This window comes from Chryseobacterium sp. RU33C, from assembly GCF_900156015.1.
Lineage (GTDB): Bacteria > Bacteroidota > Bacteroidia > Flavobacteriales > Weeksellaceae > Chryseobacterium > Chryseobacterium candidae.
The window spans coordinates 24,735-47,367 of the sequence record NZ_FTMT01000016.1; the positions used below are offsets into that span (position 1 = coordinate 24,735).

The following is a 22,633-nucleotide window of genomic DNA, read 5'->3' on the forward strand; positions in this document are numbered from 1 at the left end:
AGAGGGTAGTTCGCAGGTAACAGCAATTTACCTGCAACCTGTTCCCTGCAACCTAATCCCTATACAATGAAATTCAGAACCGAAGTTGATATTCCCGTATCAGAAAAGAAGATTGAGATTGAAGATAAAATATTTTCAATAGGATCATGCTTTGCCTCTGAAATGACAGATCTACTTCAGGACGGACAACTTCAGACTCTTAACAACCCCTTTGGGACTATTTTTAATCCTTTTTCCATCAATAATGCCATCAACAGATTACATGATTCTGCATTTTACGAAGAAGAGGAGCTGATTACTTACAATGAAGAATACATCTCTCTGGATCATAACACCAGTTTTGATACCCGATATATTCATCAGACCCTGGACAGGATTAACGGTGCTATTGAAGCGGGAAATGCCTTTCTTCAGGAAGCTGACTGGATCATTATCACTTACGGATCTTCATTTATCTATGAATTTCTTCCCAAGAAAAAGCTGGTAGCCAACTGTCACAAAATTCCGCAGAAGTTTTTTGAGAAAAGATTACTTTCCCATCAGGAGCTGACAAGCTCAATTTACCATACAATTCTGGATCTTAAAGATATTTGTAAAGAAGGAGTGCAAATTCTGTTTACCGTTTCCCCCGTAAGGCATACAAAAGACGGAATGGTAGAAAACCAATTGAGCAAATCCAAGCTGATTACGGCTATCCATGAGTCTATTTCCATGTTCGAAGACTGTCATTATCTGCCGGTTTATGAGATTTTAATGGATGACCTCAGGGATTACCGTTTTTATAAAGAAGATATGATTCATCCCAGTACGCAGGCGGTTAATTATATATTTGAGAAATTCGGGAAGTCTTATTTTTCAGAAGAAACACAGAACTTTATCAAAGAAAATTTTAAAATCATCAAGGCTCTTGAACACAAGACAAGCGATAAGAAAGATCCGAAGTTTATTGAGTTCAGAGAAAAACTGGATCAGAGAATTGAAGTACAGCGCAAGAAGGTAAAACATAAAATATTTTAAATGCCTGATTTCACCAGAATTAACTATCTGAAAGATGGAAATGAAAGACAGAAAAAAGCTTACGAAATTCTTACAAAATATCGTGTTTTCGATAAATTAAAGGATTATTCTCCAATTTTAGCAGGAACTATTCCTATTGAAATTGATATTGAAGGCAGTGATCTGGATCTTATTTTTGAAGTGGATTTACAATTTGAAGAAGACTTTCTGGATGATTTAATGTGGAGCAGATTTATTCCTTATGATGTAGAAGTGGAGTATCCTATTATAAACGGTGAAAAATGTATTACGTTAAATTTTATGCTGGATGGATTCCCCATCGAAATTTTCGGACAGAATAAGCCCACAACACAGCAGAACGCCTATCTTCACATGGTTGCAGAATACAAAATATTACTGAAAAAAGGAGAAAAATTTAAACAAAAAATAATAGAGCTGAAAAAACAGGGAATAAAAACAGAGCCAGCTTTCGGACTATTGCTGGGACTTGAAAACCCTTATGAAGATCTGTTGAAATTTTAAATAAAATGATTGATACACATACACATCTATACGCAGAAGAATTTGATGAAGACAGAAAAGAAGCCATTCAGAGAGCTTTAGATAAAGGGATTAGAGAATTTTATCTTCCTGCTATCGACTCTGAATCCCATGAGAAAATGCTGCAGCTGGAAACAGACTATCCGGGCCAGATTTTTTCTATGATGGGGCTGCATCCCTGCTATGTAAAGCCAGAATCATGGGAAAAAGAACTTGAAATTGTAAAAAATTATCTTGGTCAGAGACATTTTCCGGCTATTGGAGAGATTGGAATTGATCTTTATTGGGATAAAACAACTTTGGATATTCAGGTGAAAGCTTTCGAAAAGCAGATTGACTGGGCGATAGAAAAAGACCTTCCGATTGTCATCCATACCAGAGAAAGTTTTGATGAAACATTTGAGGTTCTGGAAAGAAAAAAACATCCGAAACTTAGAGGAATCTTCCATTGCTTTTCTGGAAATCTGGAACAGGCAAAACATGCCATTGATCTTAATTTTATCTTGGGAATCGGTGGAGTAGTGACTTTTAAAAATGGAAAAATAGATCAGTTTCTGAACGAAGTTCCATTGGATAAAATTGTTCTGGAAACAGATTCTCCATATCTGGCTCCGGTTCCTCACAGAGGGAAAAGAAATGAAAGCTCTTATCTTGATCTGGTTGCCGGAAAACTGGTGGATATCTATGGGAAAGACTTTTCTGAGATTGAGCGTATTACAACAGAAAATGCTAAAAACATTTTTCAAATACCATAATTAATGAATGCCCTGTTAAATTTTATTAGGAGCAACAGGTTGAATGGCATATTGCTGTTTGCTGTTTATTTCATCATTAATCTTTTATTTCTGACAAAATATGGAATCAGGCAGTCTTTTGTTCCTCTTACTATTTTAGTTATTCTTTTTTCAGGGGGCAATTTATTATTATTCTCTTTAGGAAAATGGTCTCGGTTGAAAAAATTATGGACCGAAAAATCTGTATATTTTCTTATCGTTTTTATAACTATTGCTTACATTGCTTTGTGCCATGTGATAAAAGATCCCTACAAAATGAATATTGACAGATGGGCAACTTTAGAATTTTCTGTGGAGCATTGGACAAAAGGAGAATATATCTATGATACTCCAAATTTCATGGGAAATTTATCCTCTTATCTCCCCGGGCAATTGCTTTTGTCAAGTGTTTTTTATTTTTTAGGGAATGTCGGATACCTTCAGGTTGCTGCCTTCTTACTGTTTTCCTATGTTATTTTTTTAGAATTTAAGAGCAATTTTCATAGATTTTTTGCGATAGGAATGTTGGGTATTTCCCTGGCGTATATTTATGAAGTGGTCTGTAAGAGTGATTTTATCTCTTCCTTTATTGCAGTTGCAGCCTTTATTCTTTTTTGGAGCAGAAAGTTTAAAGATGATTACTTTAAAAGACCTTTTCTGTTGGGAATATGCATAGGAATTCTATGTCTTACAAGAAGCGCAGTGATCATCCCTTTAATTATTTTTTTATTAAATCCTTTTATTAAAACCAGCTGGAAAAATAAAATAAAATTTGGGGTATGCTTTTTATTGACGGTAGCAATCTTATTGGCATCTGTTCTGCTGCCTGCCAAAAATATTGAGCATGTGCTGCAATATAATCCTCTTAATCTTCAGGGACAAAGCAATAAATTTGTTATGCTGTTCTTTATGATACTGTCGGTTATCCTTTCCTTCTATGTTAAAAAAATAGAAACAGTATTTTACTTCTCAGCTTATATTCTTTTTTTGGTGATGTTAAGTTTTGTAGGTGAACAGTATTTCACTTTAGGGTTTTCTTACCAGAATAATTTCTTTTCTACCACTTATCTGGCAGCTTGTTTACCTTTTTGTATTATCGGTTATTGCTATACAAAACAAAAAACAGAATAATAATAATCAACGATCATAAAAAAGGCCGTTTTCACAAGTTGTGAGACGGCCTTTTTTATTTTATTTCTTTCTTGTGAAATTCTTGTTCTTAGGTTTTTTAAACCCTACTGAAGCTCCCGCAGAAGGCTTTTTACGGTTGTTATTAGGTCTTGAGCTGTTACTGTTGCCTGTTGTTTTAGGTTTCTCACCACCTGCATGCACAGGTTTGTTATTTGAATCCCTTTTCTGTGCAACAAGATCATCAGTATGGAACGGATGATCTTTGATTACGGGGATTTTCTTTCCAATCAGTTTCTCTGTATTCTTTAAATTCAAAAGATCAAGTCCGTCTACAAAAGATATAGAATTACCTTCGGCTCCGGCTCTTCCGGTTCTTCCGATTCTGTGTACATATGTTTCAGAAACATCGGAAAGCTCAAAATTGATCACAAACTTCAATTCATCAATATCAATTCCTCTGGCAGCAATATCTGTGGCGACAAGAACCCTTGTTTTTCCGGATTTAAAATTATTCAATGCATTTTGTCTCGCATTCTGAGATTTGTTACCGTGAATTGCTTCTGCAGAGATATTATCCTTCTGAAGTTTTCTGGAAATCTTATCTGCACCGTGCTTCGTTCTTGCAAAAACCAATACAGAGTCTGAAATATCATTTTGCAGAATATGAGAAAGTAAATTCAGTTTATTATCCTTTTCTACGAAATACACAGATTGTTTGATGGTATCTGCCGTAGAAGAAACCGGAGTTACCTCTACTTTTATCGGATTATTGAGGATAGAATTAGCCAGTTTTTGAATTTCAGCCGGCATTGTTGCGGAAAAGAATAAAGTTTGTCTTCTCTGAGGTAAAAGTTTAATGATTCTTTTTACATCATGTACAAAACCCATGTCCAGCATTCTGTCTGCTTCATCAAGAACAAAAATCTCAAGATTTTTCAGGCTGATGATGCCCTGTGCAATAAAGTCCAGAAGTCTTCCCGGTGTTGCTACCAGAATATCAATACCTTTTCTCAAAGCTGCCTCCTGGTTTCCTTGCTTTACTCCTCCGAAGATAACAAGTTGTTTTAATGGAAGATATTTACCGTACGCATTAATGTTTTCCTCAATCTGAATAGCCAGTTCTCTGGTTGGTGTAAGGATTAATGCTTTAATATGTTTGTTGGGAATTTTATTTTTGGATAAATTCTGTAGGATGGGGATGGAAAAAGCGGCTGTCTTACCTGTTCCTGTCTGCGCACAACCTAAAAAGTCTCTGCCTTCCAGAATATCAGGAATAGATCTTTCCTGAATAGGCGTAGGTGTGGTGTATCCCTGCTCCTGGATTGCTTTTGCAATAGGTTCTATTAAGTTTAAGTCTGTAAAATTCAAATGAATTATTTTAAAATTTAAATAAAAATTCCTTCAGTCTGAAAGAATTACATTCTGCAAAGGTAGTTTAAAAAAAATTAAGATTTTTATTCTGCTCATTTGCATCTTTATAAAGCTTATTTTATGGCTGTAAAATATCAATGGCCACCCATATACAAGCAGCCAATTGTTTTATTGTAAAAATAAAATCTTATCTGGATCAAAAGATCATAGTAAATGAAATTATTTCACTTTAGTCCATTGCTGGTTTTTTCGTAAATTTTCAAAAAACTGATACAGTTCTGAAAGCTTTTCGCTTCCACGCTTTCCGTAATCTTCCACATTTTTTGAAGTCCCGTCAGCGAATTGTACTCTTAAATAGGCGGTTGGAAGATCGGTAATATTGTGTTCACCGTATTTGTTATTCAAACTTTTTACATTTAAGCCATCAAGTAAACTGATTAATTTATTATAATCTTCTTCTTTAATGACTCCTTTAAAAGTTCCTTCACGTGGTTTTGAGAACTCATCTTTGGAAGGCTTATCATTAAAATTAAAATGTTCTGCTTCAAAAACTGCACTTCTGTCCTGGTTGATTGTTATTTTAAAAACAGGGCAGAAACCAAAACACGGAGTTGCCTCATATTCAATTGCAGTATATTTTGAATTTACTTTTTGAGAAGTTGTACAGGATGTCAAAAACACAAATGCGCAAATGGCGAGGAAATATTTCATAGTCTTTTTAAATTTGAAAGAGTCTCCCAAGAATTGTTCCAAAAGATAAAATTTTCTTTGTTTCGATGTTAAACATAAAATAGTAAATCTGCTTAACCTTTAAGATTGTATCAAGTGTTAAGAATATGAAGATAAGCTCTGCTTTATGCTTAAGAGATCAGAATGATTCATCTTAACGATGCTTTATTTTTAAATCTTTTCTTAATGGTTTAAAAATTCATGGGAAATTTTATAAAGAAAAACAGCCTCAGAGGAAATCTGAGGCTGTTTTTTTATGCTGCAGCTCTATTTTCAAAATAAAACTGATAAATCAATGTACTTCTATCCGTGCAATTGTTTCCAGATAGCATCTTTCAGCTCCATAAGGCCTTCTCCGGTAACCCCTGAGAAAAATAGAGGCTGTTTGTTTTCCGGGAACTCTGCTGCAATTTCTTTTTTCAGTTCATCATCCAGAAGATCAGATTTTGAAACGGAAACAATGAAATCTTTATCCAAAAGTTCCGGGTTGTACTCCTTCAGTTCATTTTCAAGAATTTTAAACTCCTGGAAATGGTTTTCAGAATCGGCCGGAATTAAGAATAAAAGGATAGAGTTTCTTTCAATATGTCTCAGGAATCTGTGTCCTAAACCTTTTCCTTCTGCTGCTCCCTCAATGATTCCCGGGATATCAGCCATCACAAATGATTTGTAATTTCTGTAATCTACAATCCCAAGGTTAGGAGTTAATGTAGTAAAAGCGTAATTGGCAATTTTGGGTTTTGCTGCAGAAACAGAAGCCAAGAGTGTAGATTTTCCAGCATTTGGAAATCCAACAAGTCCTACATCGGCCAAAATTTTAAGCTCGAAGACTACATAGCCTTCTTCGCCGTCCATTCCGGGTTGAGCATATCTTGGAGTCTGATTGGTAGAGGATTTAAAATGTTCGTTTCCTTTTCCTCCTTTTCCTCCTTGCATCAAAATGATTTCCTGTTTATCTTCAAGGATTTCTCCGATAATTTCACCTTCTTCATTTTTAGCGATAGTCCCAATAGGAACGTCGATATAAATATCAGAACCGTCAGCTCCTGTCAGCTGGTTTTTCGCTCCGTTTTCACCTCGTTCTGCTTTTATGTGACGGGTATATCGGAGTGGAAGCAAAGTCCATTCATTAGCATTTCCTCTCATGATGACGTGTCCGCCGCGACCTCCGTCGCCACCGTCAGGACCCCCTTTAGGAATATACTTTTCACGGCGAAGGTGGGCAGAACCAGCACCTCCGTGTCCGCTTTTACAATGGATCTTTACGTAATCTACAAAGTTAGACATATAGTTTGTGTTGCGGGTTGCAGGGATGATACTTCTTATCCCTTGCCATATCCCGATTATTTAATTTTCTCTACCTCAGCGAAAAGTTTTTGGGAAATCTCATCAATTTCTCCAACACCGTTTACCTCTACATATTTCCCCTGCTGCTTATAAAGCTCGGCAACTTCTGCTGTCTTGGTATAATATTCTTTAATTCTGTTTTCGATGATCTCTACATTGCTGTCGTCTGATCTTCCGCTGGTTTCACCTCTTTTCAGAAGTCTTTCAACCAAAATTTTGTCCTCTACTACCAATGAAAGACAGATGTCAATCTCGTCATTCAGTACTTCTTTAACGATAGTCTCCAATGCCTCTGTCTGAGCAGTTGTTCTTGGATATCCGTCAAAAATAAAACCATTGGTATCAGTAGGTTTTTTGATCTCGTCGATCAGCATATCTGTTGTTACCTGATCCGGAACCAATTCTCCCTTATCGATGTATGACTTCGCCAGTTTTCCAAGTTCAGTGTCATTTTTCATGTTGTATCTGAAAAGATCACCTGTTGAAACCTGTTTTAAATTGAATTTCTCGATCAGATTCTGGGCTTGTGTTCCTTTTCCACTTCCTGGAGGGCCGAACAGAACAATGTTTATCATAATGTTGATACGCTTCCAGCAATTGGCATTTTGCTTCCGGCTCCTGGCTTTTGGCGGTTTGCTCTTTGCTTTCAGCTTTTTTAAGTTAATATTAAATTTATTTCTTTATTATAATTTTTAAGCTAAAAGCTATCAGCTAATAGCCAACAGCGTTTAATGGTTGATTTGTCCGTCTTCCAGCTGATATAAATTCGGCAGGTTTCTTCCCAATTCATCATAATCCAGTCCGTATCCAAGTACAAATTTGTTTGGGATTTCCTTTCCGATGTAATCCAGTTTGAAATCTTTCTTGTAAATCTCAGGTTTCAATAGAAAACTAGCCAGTTTTACAGATTTAGGACGTTGTGTTTCTTTGAAATATTTAAAAAGACTTTCAACCGTATTTCCTGTATCTACGATATCCTCAACAATGATGATATGGCGGTCTTTTACGTCTTTTGTAAGCTCCATTTTCTGATAAACGATCCCCGTAGACTCAGTTCCTACATAAGAGCTCATTTGAATGAAGGCAATTTCGCATTCCCCCGGGTAATATTTTAAAAGATCAGAGAAGAACATCACCACTCCATTTAACACCCCAATGAAAACAGGAACTTCATCCTTGTAATCTTCATAAATTCTTAACGCTGTCTCTTTTACAATTTCCTGAATTTCGGCATCCTTTAAATAAGGAACGAAAGTTTTGTCGTGAACTTTAATGCTTTCCATAAAATTTTTAGTAGGAGGCAAAGTTACGGATTTTTGATTAAAATACTTTCCTGTTTTTATCAGTTTGAAACTTTCATGGTTTCAGGACATCTGAATTGAATAATATGATAAAGTCTGTTTAAATAATAATAAAGAGAAGCTTTTTAACGAGACATTAAGGTATAACCTTAAAAAACGACTCCGCAAACAATGAAAAATAAACAAGTGTTTAAAACAAAGAAGCAAAAGAGGGGGATAAATGTTCTGATTGAAATGAAAAAGAATGATATTCAGGAAAATGACTATCTTTGTTCTTTCAAACCCAACAATACAGACATGTAGGATATCATTTCTTTCAGATTCATAAAAACAGTAATGAAGAAGTTGCTGGTGTTCAACCATTATTAAGAAAGAAATCATGATTTTACTACAAAATATATCCTTTGGGTTTCCGGGAGGAAATCTTCTATTTAATCATATCAATTTAACAATACAGTCTCATACCAAATCTGCTCTGGTAGGGAGTAATGGCGTGGGAAAATCAACCCTGCTGAAAATAATCGCGGGAGAAATACAGCCTCTCAACGGCAATACCAATATTCCGGGTAATATCTTTTATGTACCGCAGATGTTTGGAAATTTAAATGATCTTATCATTGCAGAATGCCTGAGGATAGATCAGAAACTCCATGCTCTTCAAAAAATTACCAATGGAGAGGTGGACGAAATATATTTTGAAACGCTCAATGACGACTGGGATATTGAAGAAAGATGCCAGCATGCTTTGGAGCATTGGGGTCTCGAAAATTTTGAATTAACTCAAAAACTGGAAGACCTGAGTGGAGGACAGAAGACTAAAGTTTTTCTCGCCGGAATTCAGATCAATCAACCTGATATTATTGTATTGGATGAACCTACCAACCATTTGGATCTTAATGGCAGGAAATTACTGTATGATCTTATCAACAAAACAGATGCAACAGTGGTTATCGTAAGCCACGACCGTACTTTGCTCAATCTTGTGGATACCATATTCGAATTAAGCAATCAGGGAATTGCAACTTATGGTGGAAACTATGACTTTTATACCAAACAGAAAGAAGTGGAGGAGGAAGCATTGCAAAATGATATCCATTCCAAAGAACGTGCTCTGAAAAAAGCAAAAGAAAAGGAGCGGGAAACTCTGGAACGAAAGCAAAAACTGGATGCAAGAGGTAAAGGGAAGCAGGAAAAGTCCGGAGTAGCCAGAATTATGATGAATACGCTTCGGAATAATGCTGAAAAAAACAGTTCAAAACTTAAAAGTGTACACGCAGAGAAAATTAGTGGGATTTCCGGTGACTTAAGAGATCTGCGTTCCTCCTTAAAGAATTCTGATCAGATGAAAGTTAATTTTAATGATTCCAATCTGCATTCAGGAAAGATCCTTGTTACCGTTGAAGATATTAATTTCAGTTACGGAAAAGAAAAACTCTGGAAAGAAAACATCAGTATGGAGGTGCGAAGCGGAGACCGAATATCAGTGAAAGGCTCAAACGGTTCCGGAAAAACTACCCTGATAAAACTTCTGCTGGGAAATATTAAACCTTCGGAAGGAAAAATGAATAAGACAGAATTCAACAGTATCTATATTGACCAGGAATATTCCCTTATTGATAATGATTCAACGCTTTACGATTTTGTACAGACTTTCAATGACAATGCCATGCAGGAATCCGAAGTGAAAACATTATTATCCAGATTTCTGTTTGGAAAAGATAGATGGTATAAGAAATGTGGTATGCTGAGTGGTGGTGAACGTTTGCGCTTACTTCTCTGCGGACTTTCCATCAGCAATAAAGCTCCGGATGTGATCATTCTCGATGAACCAACCAATAACTTAGATCTTCAGAATGTAGAAATTCTCACCAATTCTATAAAAGATTATCATGGTACCCTGCTGGTGATTTCCCATGATGAGGTTTTCCTTCAGGAGATTGGGGTGAATAATGAGGTTTTTTTATTAGGGTAAAAATAAAAGATTCGTTCTTTTTGTCATTCCGCAGAAATTCAGAAAGTATCTTTGGAATGATAATTATTTAATTTTGGATAATGTCCAGTCAAATTAAATATTGTATTGGAGCAGATGAATAACATTTCAGTTTGTATACTTTCATAAATTATTAAAACAATTAATAGTAGGGGAAGACTATTATCATGCTAAGATTGTATAAGCCTTAATTACTTTCAGAAATCTTATTTATAGAATTAATATACTCTCGAGGTGTGATTCCTTGTATTTGTTTAAAACAGCGGTTAAATGTAGATTGATTAGAAAATCCGGCATCTGAATAAATATAGAGTAAAGTAACTTTTTTCAGATCCACGTTACTCATTTTATTTTTGATATATTCTATTCTTATTGTATTGATATAATGATTAAAATTATTATAGTTATTATAATGAATTGCTTTAGATATGTAGGTAGGATTTACTCCTACAACGGCAGATAATTTGGAAAGGCTGAAATCAGAATCTTTAAAAAGTTCTTTCACTTTAATTTCTTCATCAATTTTGATAAATAACCCTTCAAGTAACTGGTCATCAAGTGATATTTCTTTATAGTTTTTTGCAGTAGGAATCTGATTGCTGTTTAATAGTTCTAGTATATTAAACATTTCTATTTTTTTTATTTTTTCCCGATAATACAGTAATAAAATAATGACCCATAAATTTACAGTATATACCAGAAGATCTGATATAACGATCTCATTGCGAGAATAATTTCTCATGTTAAATTGAACAACACCATTTATGCCAATTGCAATAGATATTAATATGATTATATAAATGCTGTATAAATAAACATCTTTTTTAGTAAAAAAAATATGAGCAGCCAAAGGTATCGGAAGAAACCATGTAATATTCACTATTGTATATTTCCAAAAAATAATCAGTAAAAAAAGAGAATATAATGGTGCTATAAACATGTAAAGCCTTACTAGTACTGAAATATTATTGTTCTTTTTTATGATTAGCAATATACTTGACGTCAAAATGAATCCGACAAGAGCATATTTTACTATAAAACGATCTGGAATGAAGATTTTAAATAGTATTATATAAAATATCAGTGCAGCCATCATTGACCTCATATAGTTGACAACTAAGTTTCTTTTTTCTATTTCTATTCCTTTTTTATAGATAATATCGATCATGATTTTACTGCTATTAGTTATTTATTGAATATGACTTGTGTAAATTATTGAAAATTAAACAATTGTATTAAATAAATGATTTGTTGATATTTCATTTAAATAGATATATAACCTTTTGTGTCAATATCTACCTTTGCGAAAAAACAATCCAATCATTGCATTATGAGGCAAAGTTATACAATCTGGATGCAGATTTACTAATTAAAATTTAAATTTTTGGTAAAAACAAAAATAGTGCTTGATAGTAGTTTTTTGAAGTCATAAAATTCAATGGAAAGGAAAAATTGGGGTCTAAACCTTCGGGAACAGCTATAATTAAACTGTTACTTTTTTCAAATATTGAAAAGAGTTTGGCTATATAAAAATACAAAATGAAAAAAATAGAATATTTAAAATTAAAAAAATGAAAAAAATGAAAAAAAAATTATCACTAATGGGATTGCTCTCTTTTTGTTCGTTAGCTTTCTCACAGGTAGGCATTAATACCCAAAATCCACAGGGAATATTTAATGTAGATGGAGGAAAAAACAACGCAACAACTGGGGTGCCAACTGTTGCCCAGCAAACAGATGATTTTGCTGTAAGGGCCGACGGAAGTGTAGGGATTGGAACAACCCTTCCGGACCCTTCTGCAATGTTGGATATTACCTCGGCCAATAAAGGATTACTTGCCCCGAGAGTAGCACTCATATCTTATACGGATAACACTACAATTCCTTCACCGGCGACAGGCTTATTAGTCTTTAATACCGGTACTGCAGCACTTACTTATGTAGGATATGTTTTCTGGAACGGTACAGAATGGAAAACATTTAGTGGAGGTTCTCTTGCCCCGGGAACAATCGGAGCAATACTTTGTGATCAGGTAGCACTTACACCGGACAATTATGCTAATGGAACCCCTTATAACGGGACTATGACTGTTGCATATACCGGAGGTAATGGCGGAATTTATCCTGCGCAGACCATTACTTCAACGGGGGTTACTGGTCTTACCGCAACCTTATCTGCGGGAAGTTTTGCTATCGGTTCAGGAGCCTTAAACTACACCATATCAGGCACACCAAATGGAACAAGCCCTACACCAGCCACTTTCGCTTTAAATATTGGGGGACAAACCTGCAACGCACAAGTTGGTAGTGGTTTGTCACAAGGACAAGCAAAATACTGGTACGGACAAATGCCAGGTAATGTAGGTTCAGGTGGAACAAATGCCACAACTAGTGTGGCGGCTAATTATTTGAGTAATTATCAGACTCCAACCAATCAGGTTCCGGTTATTGATGGGATAAGGTTCGACTATTATGCTATTACATCTACAGGAACTTATGCTTCTATCTCGGGTATTCCTCGTCTGGTAAATGTATCTGGAAGCAATATGGTGGTAACTTGGTCTGCTTTTTCCTCTTTGCAGAACTATAATGAAGCGAATGTATATTTAGGGAACGGGCAGTTTATTAATTTAGATGATGGTATATATAATGGGGCTGGGCTAAATGCAACTACAAGCAGTACTCCATCAAGCCTTGCTACTACAAGGGGGGATGTGACAGAAATTGAAACGGTTGATGTATGGGTAAATAACCATTGGTACAGGGCAACCTATTTTCCTGTTGTAGATAATAATAATACAAATACCTTAACAGATGACATCAGAAAAGTAGCAATCTCTGTACAGAGATTAAAATAGGATTAAGCTAATAAACCGTTGTGCATTTTGAATTTAGTCTACTTTAAATTTGGTTTCTGCTTATATATGCGATACAATGCTTTATAGGTAAAACTATTCATCATATTCTCATTAAATTACAATTTTTTTAAATGCACAGCGAGTTTATTATTATGTTTATTAATTTCCGGAGGATAGGGTTCAAGTTTTTTCAGGACTTAAGAAAATCCTGTCTTTCACAATGAGCATCGAAGATGAACTTTAAGAATATTCATATTGGTAGTTTAATACACCAGAGGACACTTGAATGTGATATAAGCTGTGATCGGATTTCTAATTTTATGAATTGTACAGAAGAAGAGATCATAAAAATGTATAACGCTAAAAGTCTTGATGCTGAAACTTTACTGAAATGGAGTAAACTGCTGGAATACGATTTCTTTAGAGTATATTCCCAACATCTGATTTTGTATGCTCCTCCGGCAAACTTAGGTAATAATCCAAAAAAAGAAAAATCAGCATTACCTGTATTTAGAAAAAATATATACACCAAAGAAATAATAAATTTTATTCTGGTGCAGATTGATACGGGTAAAAAGACAAGACTACAGGTCATGGAGGACTATAAAATACCTAAGGCAACCTTATACAATTGGATAAACAAATACCACTCGAAAAATGAAAATAGTAATCAAAAATAAAATATACACCGTAATTTAAATTTATGAGTTGCAGTCCCAATTATAAAAGAATTTATGAAGACATTATCATGCAGAAATGTCCGGAAAGAATACAGCAATATAGATCAATACTTGAAAAAGAAAAACTGTCAGTATTAGATATTATAGAACTCGAAAAAAAAATTTTCGGAATATCTGATAGAAAGACTGATGTGTTCAACCAAAGCCATAGATCTTATAATACATCTACTATATTAAAAATTTTAGAGTATCAAAAGAAACACAAGTGTAATAATAGCCAATTGGCAATCCATTTTAAACTCAGCCGCAATACGGTTACAAAGTGGAAAAGACTTTTCTCTGTTTAATAATTTTAATAAGATTGAATTTTTTGTAGTTCGCTAATTGAAAATAAGAATTATTTAAAGTACAGATCTTAGTAGAGTTTAGAGAAATTTATTTCAAAGATTTTATCTACAGCGTGAAATAGCCTCTTGCTATATTGTAAAAATAATATGAGAATTTTGGAATGTTTTATATTAAATGTGTAAGGTATTTATACAAATACAAGAAACAAAACAATATATAAAGTAATATTCAATCTCATGATTTTCACCCCAACTAAAAATAAATATCCTCTAGAATTTGGTCGTCATTTTTTTTAAAAGTAATTTTGCACGAATCTAAAAACAAAAGTAAAATATGTCAACTTATGTAGTTGTAGGTCTTCAGTACGGAGATGAAGGCAAAGGAAAAATCACGGATGTTTTATCAGCAAAATCGGACTATGTAGTACGTTTCCAGGGTGGAGACAACGCTGGTCACACGGTTTATGTGGGTGAAGAGAAATTCGTTCTGCACCTTCTTCCTTCAGGAGTTCTTCAATGCAAAGGGAAATGTATCATTGCGAACGGAGTAGTGGTAAACCCTAAGTCTTTCATTAAAGAAGTTGGTCAGATTGAGAGCAAAGGCTTGAGAACAGATCATATCTTTATCAGCAGAAGAGCGCATGTCATCATGCCTTACCACATCCTTTTGGATACTTACCGTGAAGAGGAACACGGAGGAACTCAGATCGGAACTACCAAAAAAGGAATCGGACCTTGTTATGAAGATAAAATTGCAAGAGTCGGGATCAGAATGGTAGACCTTTTAAATCCTGAAATTTTAAGAGATAAAATCGAGAAAAACTTAAAAGTTAAAAATTCTCTTTTTGAAAAATATTACGGAAAGCCAACGTTAGACGTTGAAGAAATCTACAATGAATATTTAGCAATCGGAAAACAGCTTCAGGACAGAATCGTTGATACAGAATTAGAGCTGAACGAAGCGATCAGAGACGGTAAAAACGTTTTATTCGAAGGTGCACAGGCGTTAATGTTGGATATCGACTTCGGTACCTATCCATACGTAACTTCATCTTCTCCATCTACAGGAGGTGTTTGTTCAGGAGCAGGTGTGCCGCCAACTTCACTTCAGAACTTAATTGGTGTTGCAAAAGCTTACTGTACAAGAGTTGGAAACGGACCTTTCCCTTCTGAACTGGATAACGAACTGGGTGAAAAAATCAGACAGATCGGTGGTGAATTCGGAGCAACTACAGGTAGACCAAGAAGAACAGGTTGGTTAGACCTTGTTTCTTTAAAGCATGCTTGTATGATTAACGGTATCAATAACCTTGTCATCACTAAACTTGACGTTCTTACAGGAATTGAAAACCTGAAAGTTGTAACACACTACAAAACTGAAGACGGAAAAATTATCGATTATTTCACTTCTTCAACAGAAAAACTATACAATTACGAGCCAATCTACCAGGATTTACCAGGGTGGAGCGAAGATATTACGAAAGCAAGAAGCTATGATGAACTTCCTGACACTGCTCAGAAATATATCGAGTTTATTGAAAAATACTTAGGAATCAACGTATACTTGGTTTCTGTAGGTCCTGAAAGAAGTCAGAATATCATCAGAAAAGAATTATTCTAATATTCTTAGAGATTAAAATAATAGAGAGACTATCATTGGATAGTCTCTTTTTTTTTACCCTTGTCAAGGTTCAAAACCTTGACAGGGATAAGGTAATGAATTGCTATTTATTTACAGAAGAAATAACTCCTTCTTCTTCTGTAAGCTTTCTATTTGCAAATGTTAAAATTTAAACATTGTCATAAAATTTTCTAATATTATGTTGTTTTAGTGAAATTTTGGCAGATGTTTTGATATTATAATATTGCTTATCGATAAGAGCTAACAAAACTAATAATCACAATTTTTAACAGTTTAAATAGTAGTAGTGATGAAACAACATAACCAAAACCAGGAATTTCGGTTCAACGAAGTTCTGTTTGAGCACCGCAATAAAGAATATGGTGCCTATGTATTAAGAAACGAATCAGATAGAATATTAACCAAAGCGCTTTTTATCGGAGCAGGTTTAATGGCCGCAGTATCCATTACACCATTTGTGATCTCTGCAATGAAACCTGCTGATATACCCGCAGGACCGTTATATGAACTTCCAAGAGTTGTTGAGATTCAGGAGATAGATAAACCAAAAGATCCTCCTGCGCAGATTGTAAAACCAACGCCGCCAGCTCCCGCAGTAAAAACATATGATGAAAGAGTGCCAGAGCCTAAAGCAATTGTTACCAATGAAAAACAAGTGGAGGATAAAACAAATGCAGTGGCAAGTACACAAACATCGGAAGGTAAAGAAGTACCAAATACAACCTATATTCCGATTGTTCCGCGTGTTATTGGAGGTGATGGTCCACCTGCGGTAAAAGTTGATCCAGTAGTTGAAAAAGCAGATCCTAAAAAGATTGAAACGGAATTAAGTGTAGAAGCCAATTTTGCAGGAGGAATAGACTCCTTCAGAAATAAAGTGATGAACAGCTTCGACAGTTCAGGATTTGAATCCGAAGATGTCGTAAAAACGACAGTTACCTTTATTGTAGAAATGGACGGAACCATCTCAGGGGTAAAAGCTAACGGAACCAACGCCGATTTTAACAATGAGGCAATGAGAACAATTAAAATGATTTCCAACAAAGGAAAATGGATTCCCGCCAAAAACAAAAAAGGAGAATTCGTAAGAAGTTATTTCAAATTTCCCATCTCCATGAAATTTGAGAATTAATACGAAAAAGTAAATTTCAAATAGTTATCCACAAAGAATTTTTTTTGTGGATAATTTTTTTTATCGTTAAATTGCTTATTAACAATATTTTAACTCAATTTTGATTTTCCTCACTCACCGAGAGCAAAGAAAAAAGTGTATTTTTGAAACTTAAAGTTCTAATAATGGCAAAAATCATAGGTATTGCTAATCAAAAAGGAGGCGTTGGTAAAACTACCACCGCTGTAAACTTGGCGGCAGCATTAGGAGTATTGGAAAAAAGAATATTAATCATCGATGCTGATCCTCAGGCGAATGCTACATCCGGCCTGGGTGTTGAAGATGTTCAGTATTCAACATATAATCTGCTGGAGCACAGTGCGGATACGAGAGTCTGTATCAAAAGAACGGCAACTCCGAACCTGGATATTATTCCGTCACATATCGATCTGGTAGCTGCGGAAATTGAATTGGTAGACAAGGAAGACCGTGAGTATATGCTGAAAAAAGCATTGGCAAGCGTAAGAGATGATTATGATTATATTATCATCGACTGTGCACCGAGTTTAGGTCTTATTACCGTCAATGCTCTTACGGCAGCAGATTCTGTAATCATTCCGATCCAGTGTGAATATTTCGCATTAGAAGGGCTTGGGAAACTTTTGAATACCGTTAAAAATGTTCAGAAGATCCATAATAAAGATCTTGGAATTGAAGGTCTTCTTTTAACCATGTATGACAGCCGATTGAGATTATCCAATCAGGTAGTGGAAGAAGTAAATCTGCATTTCCCTGAGATGGTTTTTGAAACCATTATCAGCAGAAACGTAAGATTGAGTGAAGCACCAAGTTTCGGGGAAAGTATCCTGAATTATGATGCAGAAAGTAAAGGAGCTGTTCAGTATATTCAGTTAGCTGAAGAAGTTCTTTTGAAGAATGAAAACTTAATAAAGAATTAAATTAATAATAAATGGCAATAAGTGAATGCCAGGCATCACTTTTCAAACATCATTTATCAATTATATCTATGAAGGATAAAAAAAGAGCTATGGGACGCGGCTTGGGCGCCATTTTAAGTGCAGAATCCAAAGCAACTATCAATTCCGCTACTGATGAAGGAGCAGATAAGTTTGTGGGAAATATTGTGGAAGTTGCGCTTGAAGATATCTATCCGAACCCAACGCAGCCGAGAACTTATTTTGATGAAAAAGCATTAAATGAGCTAGCACAGTCAATCAAAAACTTGGGTGTAATCCAGCCGATTACCCTGAGAAAAGACGGTGAAAAGTTTGAAATCATTTCCGGGGAAAGACGTTACAGGGCAACTAAAATTGCAGGGTTAACGACTATTCCCGCCTATATTCGTTTAGTGAATGACCAGGAGCTTCTTGAGATGGCTCTTGTTGAAAATATTCAGAGAGAAGATCTTGATGCTATCGAAATAGCATTAACCTATCACAGGCTTTTAGAAGAAATAGGTCTTACTCAGGAAAACCTGAGCCAGAGAATAGGAAAGGACAGAAGTACCATTACCAATTCTATCAGACTGTTAAGATTAAATCCGGATATTCAGAATGCCATCAGAAGCGGTGAGATTTCTGCAGGACACGGAAGAGCCATTATCAGCCTTGAAAGTGAAGAGGATCAGCAGGTTTTGTTTGATCTTATTATCAAAGAAAAATTAAACGTTCGTCAGGCTGAGCAGGCTGCCGCTGCATTAAAGAACCCAAAATCTGCTGCCGCTAAAAAAGCAAAAGTAGAGCTTTCCAACAACTATAAAAAAGCCCAGAAGACCATTGCAGATATCTTGGACGTAAAAGTAGAGATCAAAGCTTCTGGAAATGGTAAAAAAGGTAAGATTGTTCTGGACTTCAAAAATGAAGAAGAGCTGGAATATATTTTATCCCATATTAAATAAATGAAGAAAATATTTTTCACATTTTTCTTGTGTATCGCTGCACTGGCTTACTCACAAGTAAAACCTATCGATACCGTTCGGATGCAGACTCTTCCGAAAGAAGAACCTCGTGTGGTGAAACCAGGCAAAACAGAAGCAAAGATTATTGAAGATCTTGAAAAAGCCAATGGTCCCACAGTAAAAACTATAAAGCTGAATCCTACCAGAGCGGGATTGTATTCCGCAGTTTTACCTGGATTAGGACAGTTTTATAATAAAAAATACTGGAAGATTCCCATTGTTTGGGGAGCGGTAGGAGCGGGAGTTGGTATTGCTGTATGGAATGATAACCAATACAAAAAATATCGGGAATATTACGTAGCAAAACTGAACGGTACACCAAATGAATTTGTAGACACCCACCCTTGGCTGGACAAAAGAGCTTTGGGTAATGCACAGGACAGAGCCAAAAGGCAAAGGGATTATGCCATTGCTATTACAGGTCTGATCTATATTCTGAATATTGTAGATGCTGTAGTAGATGCCCATCTTTACGAAAGCCGTCATGACCCGGATCTGGTTTTTAAGCCATCGGTTATTCAGGATCAGTATGGGTACAGTGCACCGAAAACAGGATTCAGTTTAAGTTACAGATTTTAAAAGACAATAGACCTGCAGAAAGTTCTTAGGATTGAATGCAGTTTAAAAAAATAAAAAGATTATATGAAAATAGCATTAGTCGGTTACGGTAAAATGGGTAAGATCATTGATGAGATCGCACAGAAGAGAGGTCATGAAGTAGTTGCCCGTCTGAAGGAAACCCCAACTGCTGAGAATCTTAATAATCCGGATGTTGTGATTGAATTTTCACTGCCGGAAGTTGCATTTGAAAACATCAAAGCTTGTCTTGAAAATAAAATTCCGGTGATCTGCGGAACAACAGGATGGCTTGATCAAAAAGCTGAAATTGAAAAACTGGCTGTAGATAATGAAACAGCTTTCCTATATGGCTCTAATTTTAGTTTAGGAGTAAATTTATTCTTTGCTTTAAATGAAAAATTGGCAGCTCTTATGAAAAACGTAGATGAATACTCTTGCCAGCTGGAAGAGATTCACCACATTCATAAGAAAGATGCTCCAAGTGGAACCGCCATTTCCATTGCAGAAGGAATCATTCAAAACAATCCGAAATTTGATGCCTGGAAGCTGGAAGAAACAGAAGGGAAGCAGCTTGGAATTTTTGCAGTACGTGAAGATGAAGTTCCCGGAACGCACAGCGTGTACTACAGAAGTGAGGTAGACGAAATCGAGATCAAACATACCGCATTCAACAGAAATGGTTTTGCACTGGGAGCTGTAGTAGCTGCAGAGTGGATTAAAGATAAAAAAGGAAACTTCGCAATGAAAGACGTTTTGGGGCTTTAATTTGTAACAAATTCTGTAAATTGCGACAAATAAAGAAGATGATGAATAGTGAATTGTAAACAGCGGACTGCTTTTATCATTTATTACTCATCATTTTATCATTGATATCATAAGAATAGGCACAAAAATTTATGAATTATTTTTTAACTTATACAGTATATGTCCTCATACTATCCGTATTGATGGGCATTTCATCTTGGAAACTGTTCAAGAAAATGGGTTATAGCCCTTTATTTGCTTTTATCCCTTTCTACAACTATTTCATTATTCTGAAAGAAACAAAACACCCGAAATGGTGGGCAATCCTGTCTTATCTTCCGATAGTAGGGCCAATCATGATGTCTGTTTTCCACCTTTACCTGGTGAAAAAGTTTGGAAAAACACTTTTCAAAGATCAGATTCTTACCGTGATCCTGCCATTTATTTATATGGCGGTCATCAACTATTCTAAAGACGTAGAGTTAGAAGATGAAAATGCAAACGATCTGTTTCTTACAGACGAAGAAAAAAATGATAAGAAGAATGATACATTCATCGGTTCCATTACCTTTGCGGTAGTTTTCGCAACCATTATCCACGTTTTTGTAACACAACCTTTCGGGATTCCTACAGGATCCATGGAAAGAACATTATTGGTAGGTGACTTCCTTTTCGTAAACAAATGGAGCTACGGTTACAGACTTCCAATGCGTCCGGTAGCCATACCTTTCCTTCAGGGAACCATTATGGATACAGGACAGAAAGGGAATCCGAAAGATGATCCGAAGTCTTATTTAGACGCAGTAAAGCTTCCTTATACAAGAATATTACAATTCAATAAGCCGCAGAGAAATGATGTGGTGGTTTTCAACTATCCTCAGGATTCAGTACATACAGCAATTGACAGAAAAGATCCTTACGTAAAAAGATGTGTGGCTACAGCAGGAGATACTTTTGAAATGAGAGCCGGAAGACTTTTCGTCAACGGAAAGCCGGAGACTGTTTTAGGAGATCAGGAAGTACAGCACAGATACCTTGTAACGACGGATGCTCAATTGGATATCCCTACTTTATATAAAGCTTATGGATTCTTACCGGTTCAGGAAGTACAGCAGAATAACGGAGGTTTCCTTTATGGATTCCAGGGCTTAACGGATAAAACGGCTAAAGAAATTAAAGAACTTCCTCACGTTATTGATATGAAGGAAGAGGTTTCACCAAAAGGAGAAGCTGCAGTATATTACAGAGACGAAGCTAAAACTAAAATCGATACTACTCAATCTATTTTCCCAATCAACAAACCATGGAATCAGGATTGGTACGGACCGGTTAGAATTCCTAAAAAAGGAGATGTAGTAGCGATCAATCAGGAAACACTGCCAATGTACCAGTGGATCATTTCTGAATATGAACACAACAGCTTAGAGAAAAAGAACGGAAAGATCTTCATTAATGGTAAAGAAGCGAATCAGTATACCATTCAGCAGGATTATTATATGATGATAGGGGACAACAGAGATGCTTCATTGGATGCAAGATTCTTTGGCTTCGTTCCGGAAGAAAATATTGTTGGAAAACCAATGTTTACATGGATGAGTCTTCAGGGTGCATTCTCTGACAGCAGTTCCACTTACCAGGCTCCATTCAAAATCCGTTGGGAAAGAATGTTCAAAGCCACCAACACAGGTGAAGCCAATAAAACTTCTTACTGGTGGGTTGCAGCGATGATTCTGATCTTATTCTTCGGATGGGATTATTTCATGAAATTATTCAGAAAGAAAAAAACTGAAGACGACTAATAGAAAAATTAAACTTAAAATAGAATGAAGTATTTGAAAAAATACTTCATTTTTGCATTATGAATATGACGAATGTATTATTGCCGGCATTTTATATGCCCCCAATCTCATGGTTCTCAGTGTTTTTGAATCCTGATAATAAAATTGTATTTGAACAGTTTGAAAACTTCCCGAAGCAAACCTATAGAAACAGAGCCAATATTTATGGTGCCAACGGAAAATTGTCATTAATAATTCCTATCAACCATAACGGGAAAAGAGAATTTAAAGATATTGAAATTTCTTACCGTGAAGACTGGAGAACGCTTCATTGGAAATCCATTAAGACCGCATATCAAAGCTCTCCTTATTTTGAGTATTACGAAGATAAGTTTAGAAAAATATTTGACCTTAAAGAAAAGTTTCTTCTTGATTTTAACCTTAAAGGAATAGAAGTAATCCAACAGATACTGAAAACAGAAAAGGCACACTCTTTGAATGAAGAATATATCAAAAATCCTGACAGTATCAATTTCAGAGAAAAGTTTTCAGCAAAACTTCCTTCAGAATTTCAGATGGAAGAATATTACCAGACATTTTCTGATAAATTAGGATTTTTGGAAGATCTTTCGGTTCTTGACCTTATCTGTAATAAAGGGCCGGAATCGTTAGTGTATATAAAAAATATAAAACAATTAGATTAGCATACCATCGCCT

22 protein-coding genes are annotated in these 22,633 nt (G+C 35.5%); 16 read left to right on the forward strand and 6 right to left on the reverse strand.

What is annotated here, in order from left to right; genetic code table 11:
* Positions 1-66: 66 nt before the first annotated feature.
* The 4 genes from BW946_RS13830 to BW946_RS13845 all read left to right on the forward strand — a co-directional run bounded on the left by BW946_RS13830 (position 67) and on the right by BW946_RS13845 (position 3,461).
* Positions 67-1,017, forward strand: coding sequence for a GSCFA domain-containing protein (locus tag BW946_RS13830; RefSeq protein ID WP_076596743.1), 951 nt, complete (start codon positions 67-69; stop codon positions 1,015-1,017).
* Positions 1,018-1,539: a DUF4269 domain-containing protein gene (locus BW946_RS13835; RefSeq protein ID WP_076596744.1), complete on the forward strand. Its 522-nt coding sequence runs from the start codon at positions 1,018-1,020 to the stop codon at positions 1,537-1,539.
* Positions 1,540-1,544: 5 nt separating this feature from the next.
* Complete coding sequence (locus BW946_RS13840) at positions 1,545-2,312, forward strand: TatD family hydrolase (protein WP_076596745.1); 768 nt, start codon at positions 1,545-1,547, stop codon at positions 2,310-2,312.
* A gap of 195 nt (positions 2,313-2,507) precedes the next feature.
* Positions 2,508-3,461 carry a hypothetical protein gene (locus BW946_RS13845; RefSeq protein ID WP_139326009.1) on the forward strand — a complete coding sequence of 318 codons (954 nt, stop codon included), beginning with the start codon at positions 2,508-2,510 and terminating at the stop codon, positions 3,459-3,461.
* A gap of 60 nt (positions 3,462-3,521) precedes the next feature.
* Here BW946_RS13845 and BW946_RS13850 read toward each other — a convergent pair whose 3' ends face one another.
* From BW946_RS13850 to BW946_RS13870, 5 genes are all read right to left on the reverse strand, one after another.
* Positions 3,522-4,829: a DEAD/DEAH box helicase gene (locus tag BW946_RS13850; RefSeq protein WP_076596747.1), complete on the reverse strand. Its 1,308-nt coding sequence runs from the start codon at positions 4,827-4,829 to the stop codon at positions 3,522-3,524.
* 222 nt (positions 4,830-5,051) lie between these two features.
* Entirely contained in the window at positions 5,052-5,543 is a 492-nt protein-coding gene (locus BW946_RS13855) for a DUF6438 domain-containing protein (RefSeq protein WP_076596826.1), read from the reverse strand.
* Positions 5,544-5,864: 321 nt separating this feature from the next.
* Positions 5,865-6,848 carry a GTPase ObgE gene (gene obgE, locus BW946_RS13860; protein ID WP_076596748.1) on the reverse strand — a complete coding sequence of 328 codons (984 nt, stop codon included), beginning with the start codon at positions 6,846-6,848 and terminating at the stop codon, positions 5,865-5,867.
* A gap of 56 nt (positions 6,849-6,904) precedes the next feature.
* Complete coding sequence (locus BW946_RS13865) at positions 6,905-7,483, reverse strand: adenylate kinase (protein ID WP_034697446.1); 579 nt, start codon at positions 7,481-7,483, stop codon at positions 6,905-6,907.
* A 153-nt stretch (positions 7,484-7,636) separates the two neighbouring features.
* Complete coding sequence (locus BW946_RS13870) at positions 7,637-8,191, reverse strand: phosphoribosyltransferase (RefSeq protein WP_076596749.1); 555 nt, start codon at positions 8,189-8,191, stop codon at positions 7,637-7,639.
* A gap of 189 nt (positions 8,192-8,380) precedes the next feature.
* Between BW946_RS13870 and BW946_RS21810 the strand changes: the two genes are divergently transcribed.
* Both BW946_RS21810 and BW946_RS13875 read left to right on the forward strand, forming a co-directional pair.
* On the forward strand, positions 8,381-8,512 hold the full coding sequence (locus BW946_RS21810) for a hypothetical protein (RefSeq protein ID WP_262484570.1): 132 nt from the start codon (positions 8,381-8,383) through the stop codon (positions 8,510-8,512).
* Between the two features lie 76 nt (positions 8,513-8,588).
* On the forward strand, positions 8,589-10,181 hold the full coding sequence (locus tag BW946_RS13875) for an ABC-F family ATP-binding cassette domain-containing protein (RefSeq protein WP_076596750.1): 1,593 nt from the start codon (positions 8,589-8,591) through the stop codon (positions 10,179-10,181).
* A 205-nt stretch (positions 10,182-10,386) separates the two neighbouring features.
* Here BW946_RS13875 and BW946_RS13880 read toward each other — a convergent pair whose 3' ends face one another.
* Positions 10,387-11,367 carry a helix-turn-helix domain-containing protein gene (locus tag BW946_RS13880; protein ID WP_083688881.1) on the reverse strand — a complete coding sequence of 327 codons (981 nt, stop codon included), beginning with the start codon at positions 11,365-11,367 and terminating at the stop codon, positions 10,387-10,389.
* A gap of 412 nt (positions 11,368-11,779) precedes the next feature.
* Here BW946_RS13880 and BW946_RS13885 point away from each other — a divergent pair, with 412 nt between their 5' ends.
* The 10 genes from BW946_RS13885 (at position 11,780) to BW946_RS13935 (ending at position 22,620) form a co-directional block, all read left to right on the forward strand.
* Positions 11,780-13,057: a hypothetical protein gene (locus tag BW946_RS13885; RefSeq protein ID WP_139326010.1), complete on the forward strand. Its 1,278-nt coding sequence runs from the start codon at positions 11,780-11,782 to the stop codon at positions 13,055-13,057.
* A 320-nt stretch (positions 13,058-13,377) separates the two neighbouring features.
* Positions 13,378-13,737, forward strand: a complete 360-nt coding sequence (locus tag BW946_RS13890) for a hypothetical protein (protein ID WP_317043155.1) — start codon at positions 13,378-13,380, stop codon at positions 13,735-13,737.
* Positions 13,738-14,418: 681 nt separating this feature from the next.
* Positions 14,419-15,705 (forward strand): adenylosuccinate synthase, encoded by a 1,287-nt coding sequence (locus BW946_RS13900; protein ID WP_047433086.1) that lies wholly within the window; start codon positions 14,419-14,421, stop codon positions 15,703-15,705.
* A gap of 310 nt (positions 15,706-16,015) precedes the next feature.
* A complete protein-coding gene (locus tag BW946_RS13905; protein ID WP_076596755.1) occupies positions 16,016-16,858 on the forward strand; it encodes a hypothetical protein in 843 nt (280 codons plus the stop codon).
* A 164-nt stretch (positions 16,859-17,022) separates the two neighbouring features.
* A complete protein-coding gene (locus BW946_RS13910; protein ID WP_002981269.1) occupies positions 17,023-17,796 on the forward strand; it encodes a ParA family protein in 774 nt (257 codons plus the stop codon).
* Positions 17,797-17,864: 68 nt separating this feature from the next.
* A complete protein-coding gene (locus tag BW946_RS13915; protein ID WP_076596756.1) occupies positions 17,865-18,755 on the forward strand; it encodes a ParB/RepB/Spo0J family partition protein in 891 nt (296 codons plus the stop codon).
* Positions 18,756-19,394: a DUF5683 domain-containing protein gene (locus BW946_RS13920; RefSeq protein WP_076596757.1), complete on the forward strand. Its 639-nt coding sequence runs from the start codon at positions 18,756-18,758 to the stop codon at positions 19,392-19,394. It begins immediately after the preceding gene.
* A 63-nt stretch (positions 19,395-19,457) separates the two neighbouring features.
* Positions 19,458-20,159 (forward strand): 4-hydroxy-tetrahydrodipicolinate reductase, encoded by a 702-nt coding sequence (gene dapB, locus BW946_RS13925; protein WP_076596758.1) that lies wholly within the window; start codon positions 19,458-19,460, stop codon positions 20,157-20,159.
* Positions 20,160-20,290: 131 nt separating this feature from the next.
* Positions 20,291-21,937 (forward strand): signal peptidase I, encoded by a 1,647-nt coding sequence (lepB, locus tag BW946_RS13930; RefSeq protein WP_076596759.1) that lies wholly within the window; start codon positions 20,291-20,293, stop codon positions 21,935-21,937.
* A 59-nt stretch (positions 21,938-21,996) separates the two neighbouring features.
* On the forward strand, positions 21,997-22,620 hold the full coding sequence (locus BW946_RS13935; protein ID WP_170872089.1) for a WbqC family protein: 624 nt from the start codon (positions 21,997-21,999) through the stop codon (positions 22,618-22,620).
* Positions 22,621-22,633: the final 13 nt, after the last annotated feature.

What these genes read in the sequence shown, in the direction of transcription:
- BW946_RS13830 (WP_076596743.1), top strand. Translation starts at nt 67, where the DNA reads ATGAAATTCAGAACCGAAGTTGATATTCCCGTATCAGAAAAGAAGATT.
- BW946_RS13835 (WP_076596744.1), top strand. Translation starts at nt 1,018, where the DNA reads ATGCCTGATTTCACCAGAATTAACTATCTGAAAGATGGAAATGAAAGA.
- BW946_RS13840 (WP_076596745.1), top strand. Translation starts at nt 1,545, where the DNA reads ATGATTGATACACATACACATCTATACGCAGAAGAATTTGATGAAGAC.
- BW946_RS13855 (WP_076596826.1), bottom strand. Translation starts at nt 5,543, where the DNA reads ATGAAATATTTCCTCGCCATTTGCGCATTTGTGTTTTTGACATCCTGT.
- obgE (WP_076596748.1), bottom strand. Translation starts at nt 6,848, where the DNA reads ATGTCTAACTTTGTAGATTACGTAAAGATCCATTGTAAAAGCGGACAC.
- BW946_RS13865 (WP_034697446.1), bottom strand. Translation starts at nt 7,483, where the DNA reads ATGATAAACATTGTTCTGTTCGGCCCTCCAGGAAGTGGAAAAGGAACA.
- BW946_RS13870 (WP_076596749.1), bottom strand. Translation starts at nt 8,191, where the DNA reads ATGGAAAGCATTAAAGTTCACGACAAAACTTTCGTTCCTTATTTAAAG.
- BW946_RS21810 (WP_262484570.1), top strand. Translation starts at nt 8,381, where the DNA reads ATGAAAAATAAACAAGTGTTTAAAACAAAGAAGCAAAAGAGGGGGATA.
- BW946_RS13875 (WP_076596750.1), top strand. Translation starts at nt 8,589, where the DNA reads ATGATTTTACTACAAAATATATCCTTTGGGTTTCCGGGAGGAAATCTT.
- BW946_RS13880 (WP_083688881.1), bottom strand. Translation starts at nt 11,367, where the DNA reads ATGATCGATATTATCTATAAAAAAGGAATAGAAATAGAAAAAAGAAAC.
- BW946_RS13885 (WP_139326010.1), top strand. Translation starts at nt 11,780, where the DNA reads ATGAAAAAAAAATTATCACTAATGGGATTGCTCTCTTTTTGTTCGTTA.
- BW946_RS13890 (WP_317043155.1), top strand. Translation starts at nt 13,378, where the DNA reads ATGAATTGTACAGAAGAAGAGATCATAAAAATGTATAACGCTAAAAGT.
- BW946_RS13900 (WP_047433086.1), top strand. Translation starts at nt 14,419, where the DNA reads ATGTCAACTTATGTAGTTGTAGGTCTTCAGTACGGAGATGAAGGCAAA.
- BW946_RS13905 (WP_076596755.1), top strand. Translation starts at nt 16,016, where the DNA reads ATGAAACAACATAACCAAAACCAGGAATTTCGGTTCAACGAAGTTCTG.
- BW946_RS13910 (WP_002981269.1), top strand. Translation starts at nt 17,023, where the DNA reads ATGGCAAAAATCATAGGTATTGCTAATCAAAAAGGAGGCGTTGGTAAA.
- BW946_RS13915 (WP_076596756.1), top strand. Translation starts at nt 17,865, where the DNA reads ATGAAGGATAAAAAAAGAGCTATGGGACGCGGCTTGGGCGCCATTTTA.
- BW946_RS13920 (WP_076596757.1), top strand. Translation starts at nt 18,756, where the DNA reads ATGAAGAAAATATTTTTCACATTTTTCTTGTGTATCGCTGCACTGGCT.
- dapB (WP_076596758.1), top strand. Translation starts at nt 19,458, where the DNA reads ATGAAAATAGCATTAGTCGGTTACGGTAAAATGGGTAAGATCATTGAT.
- lepB (WP_076596759.1), top strand. Translation starts at nt 20,291, where the DNA reads ATGAATTATTTTTTAACTTATACAGTATATGTCCTCATACTATCCGTA.
- BW946_RS13935 (WP_170872089.1), top strand. Translation starts at nt 21,997, where the DNA reads ATGAATATGACGAATGTATTATTGCCGGCATTTTATATGCCCCCAATC.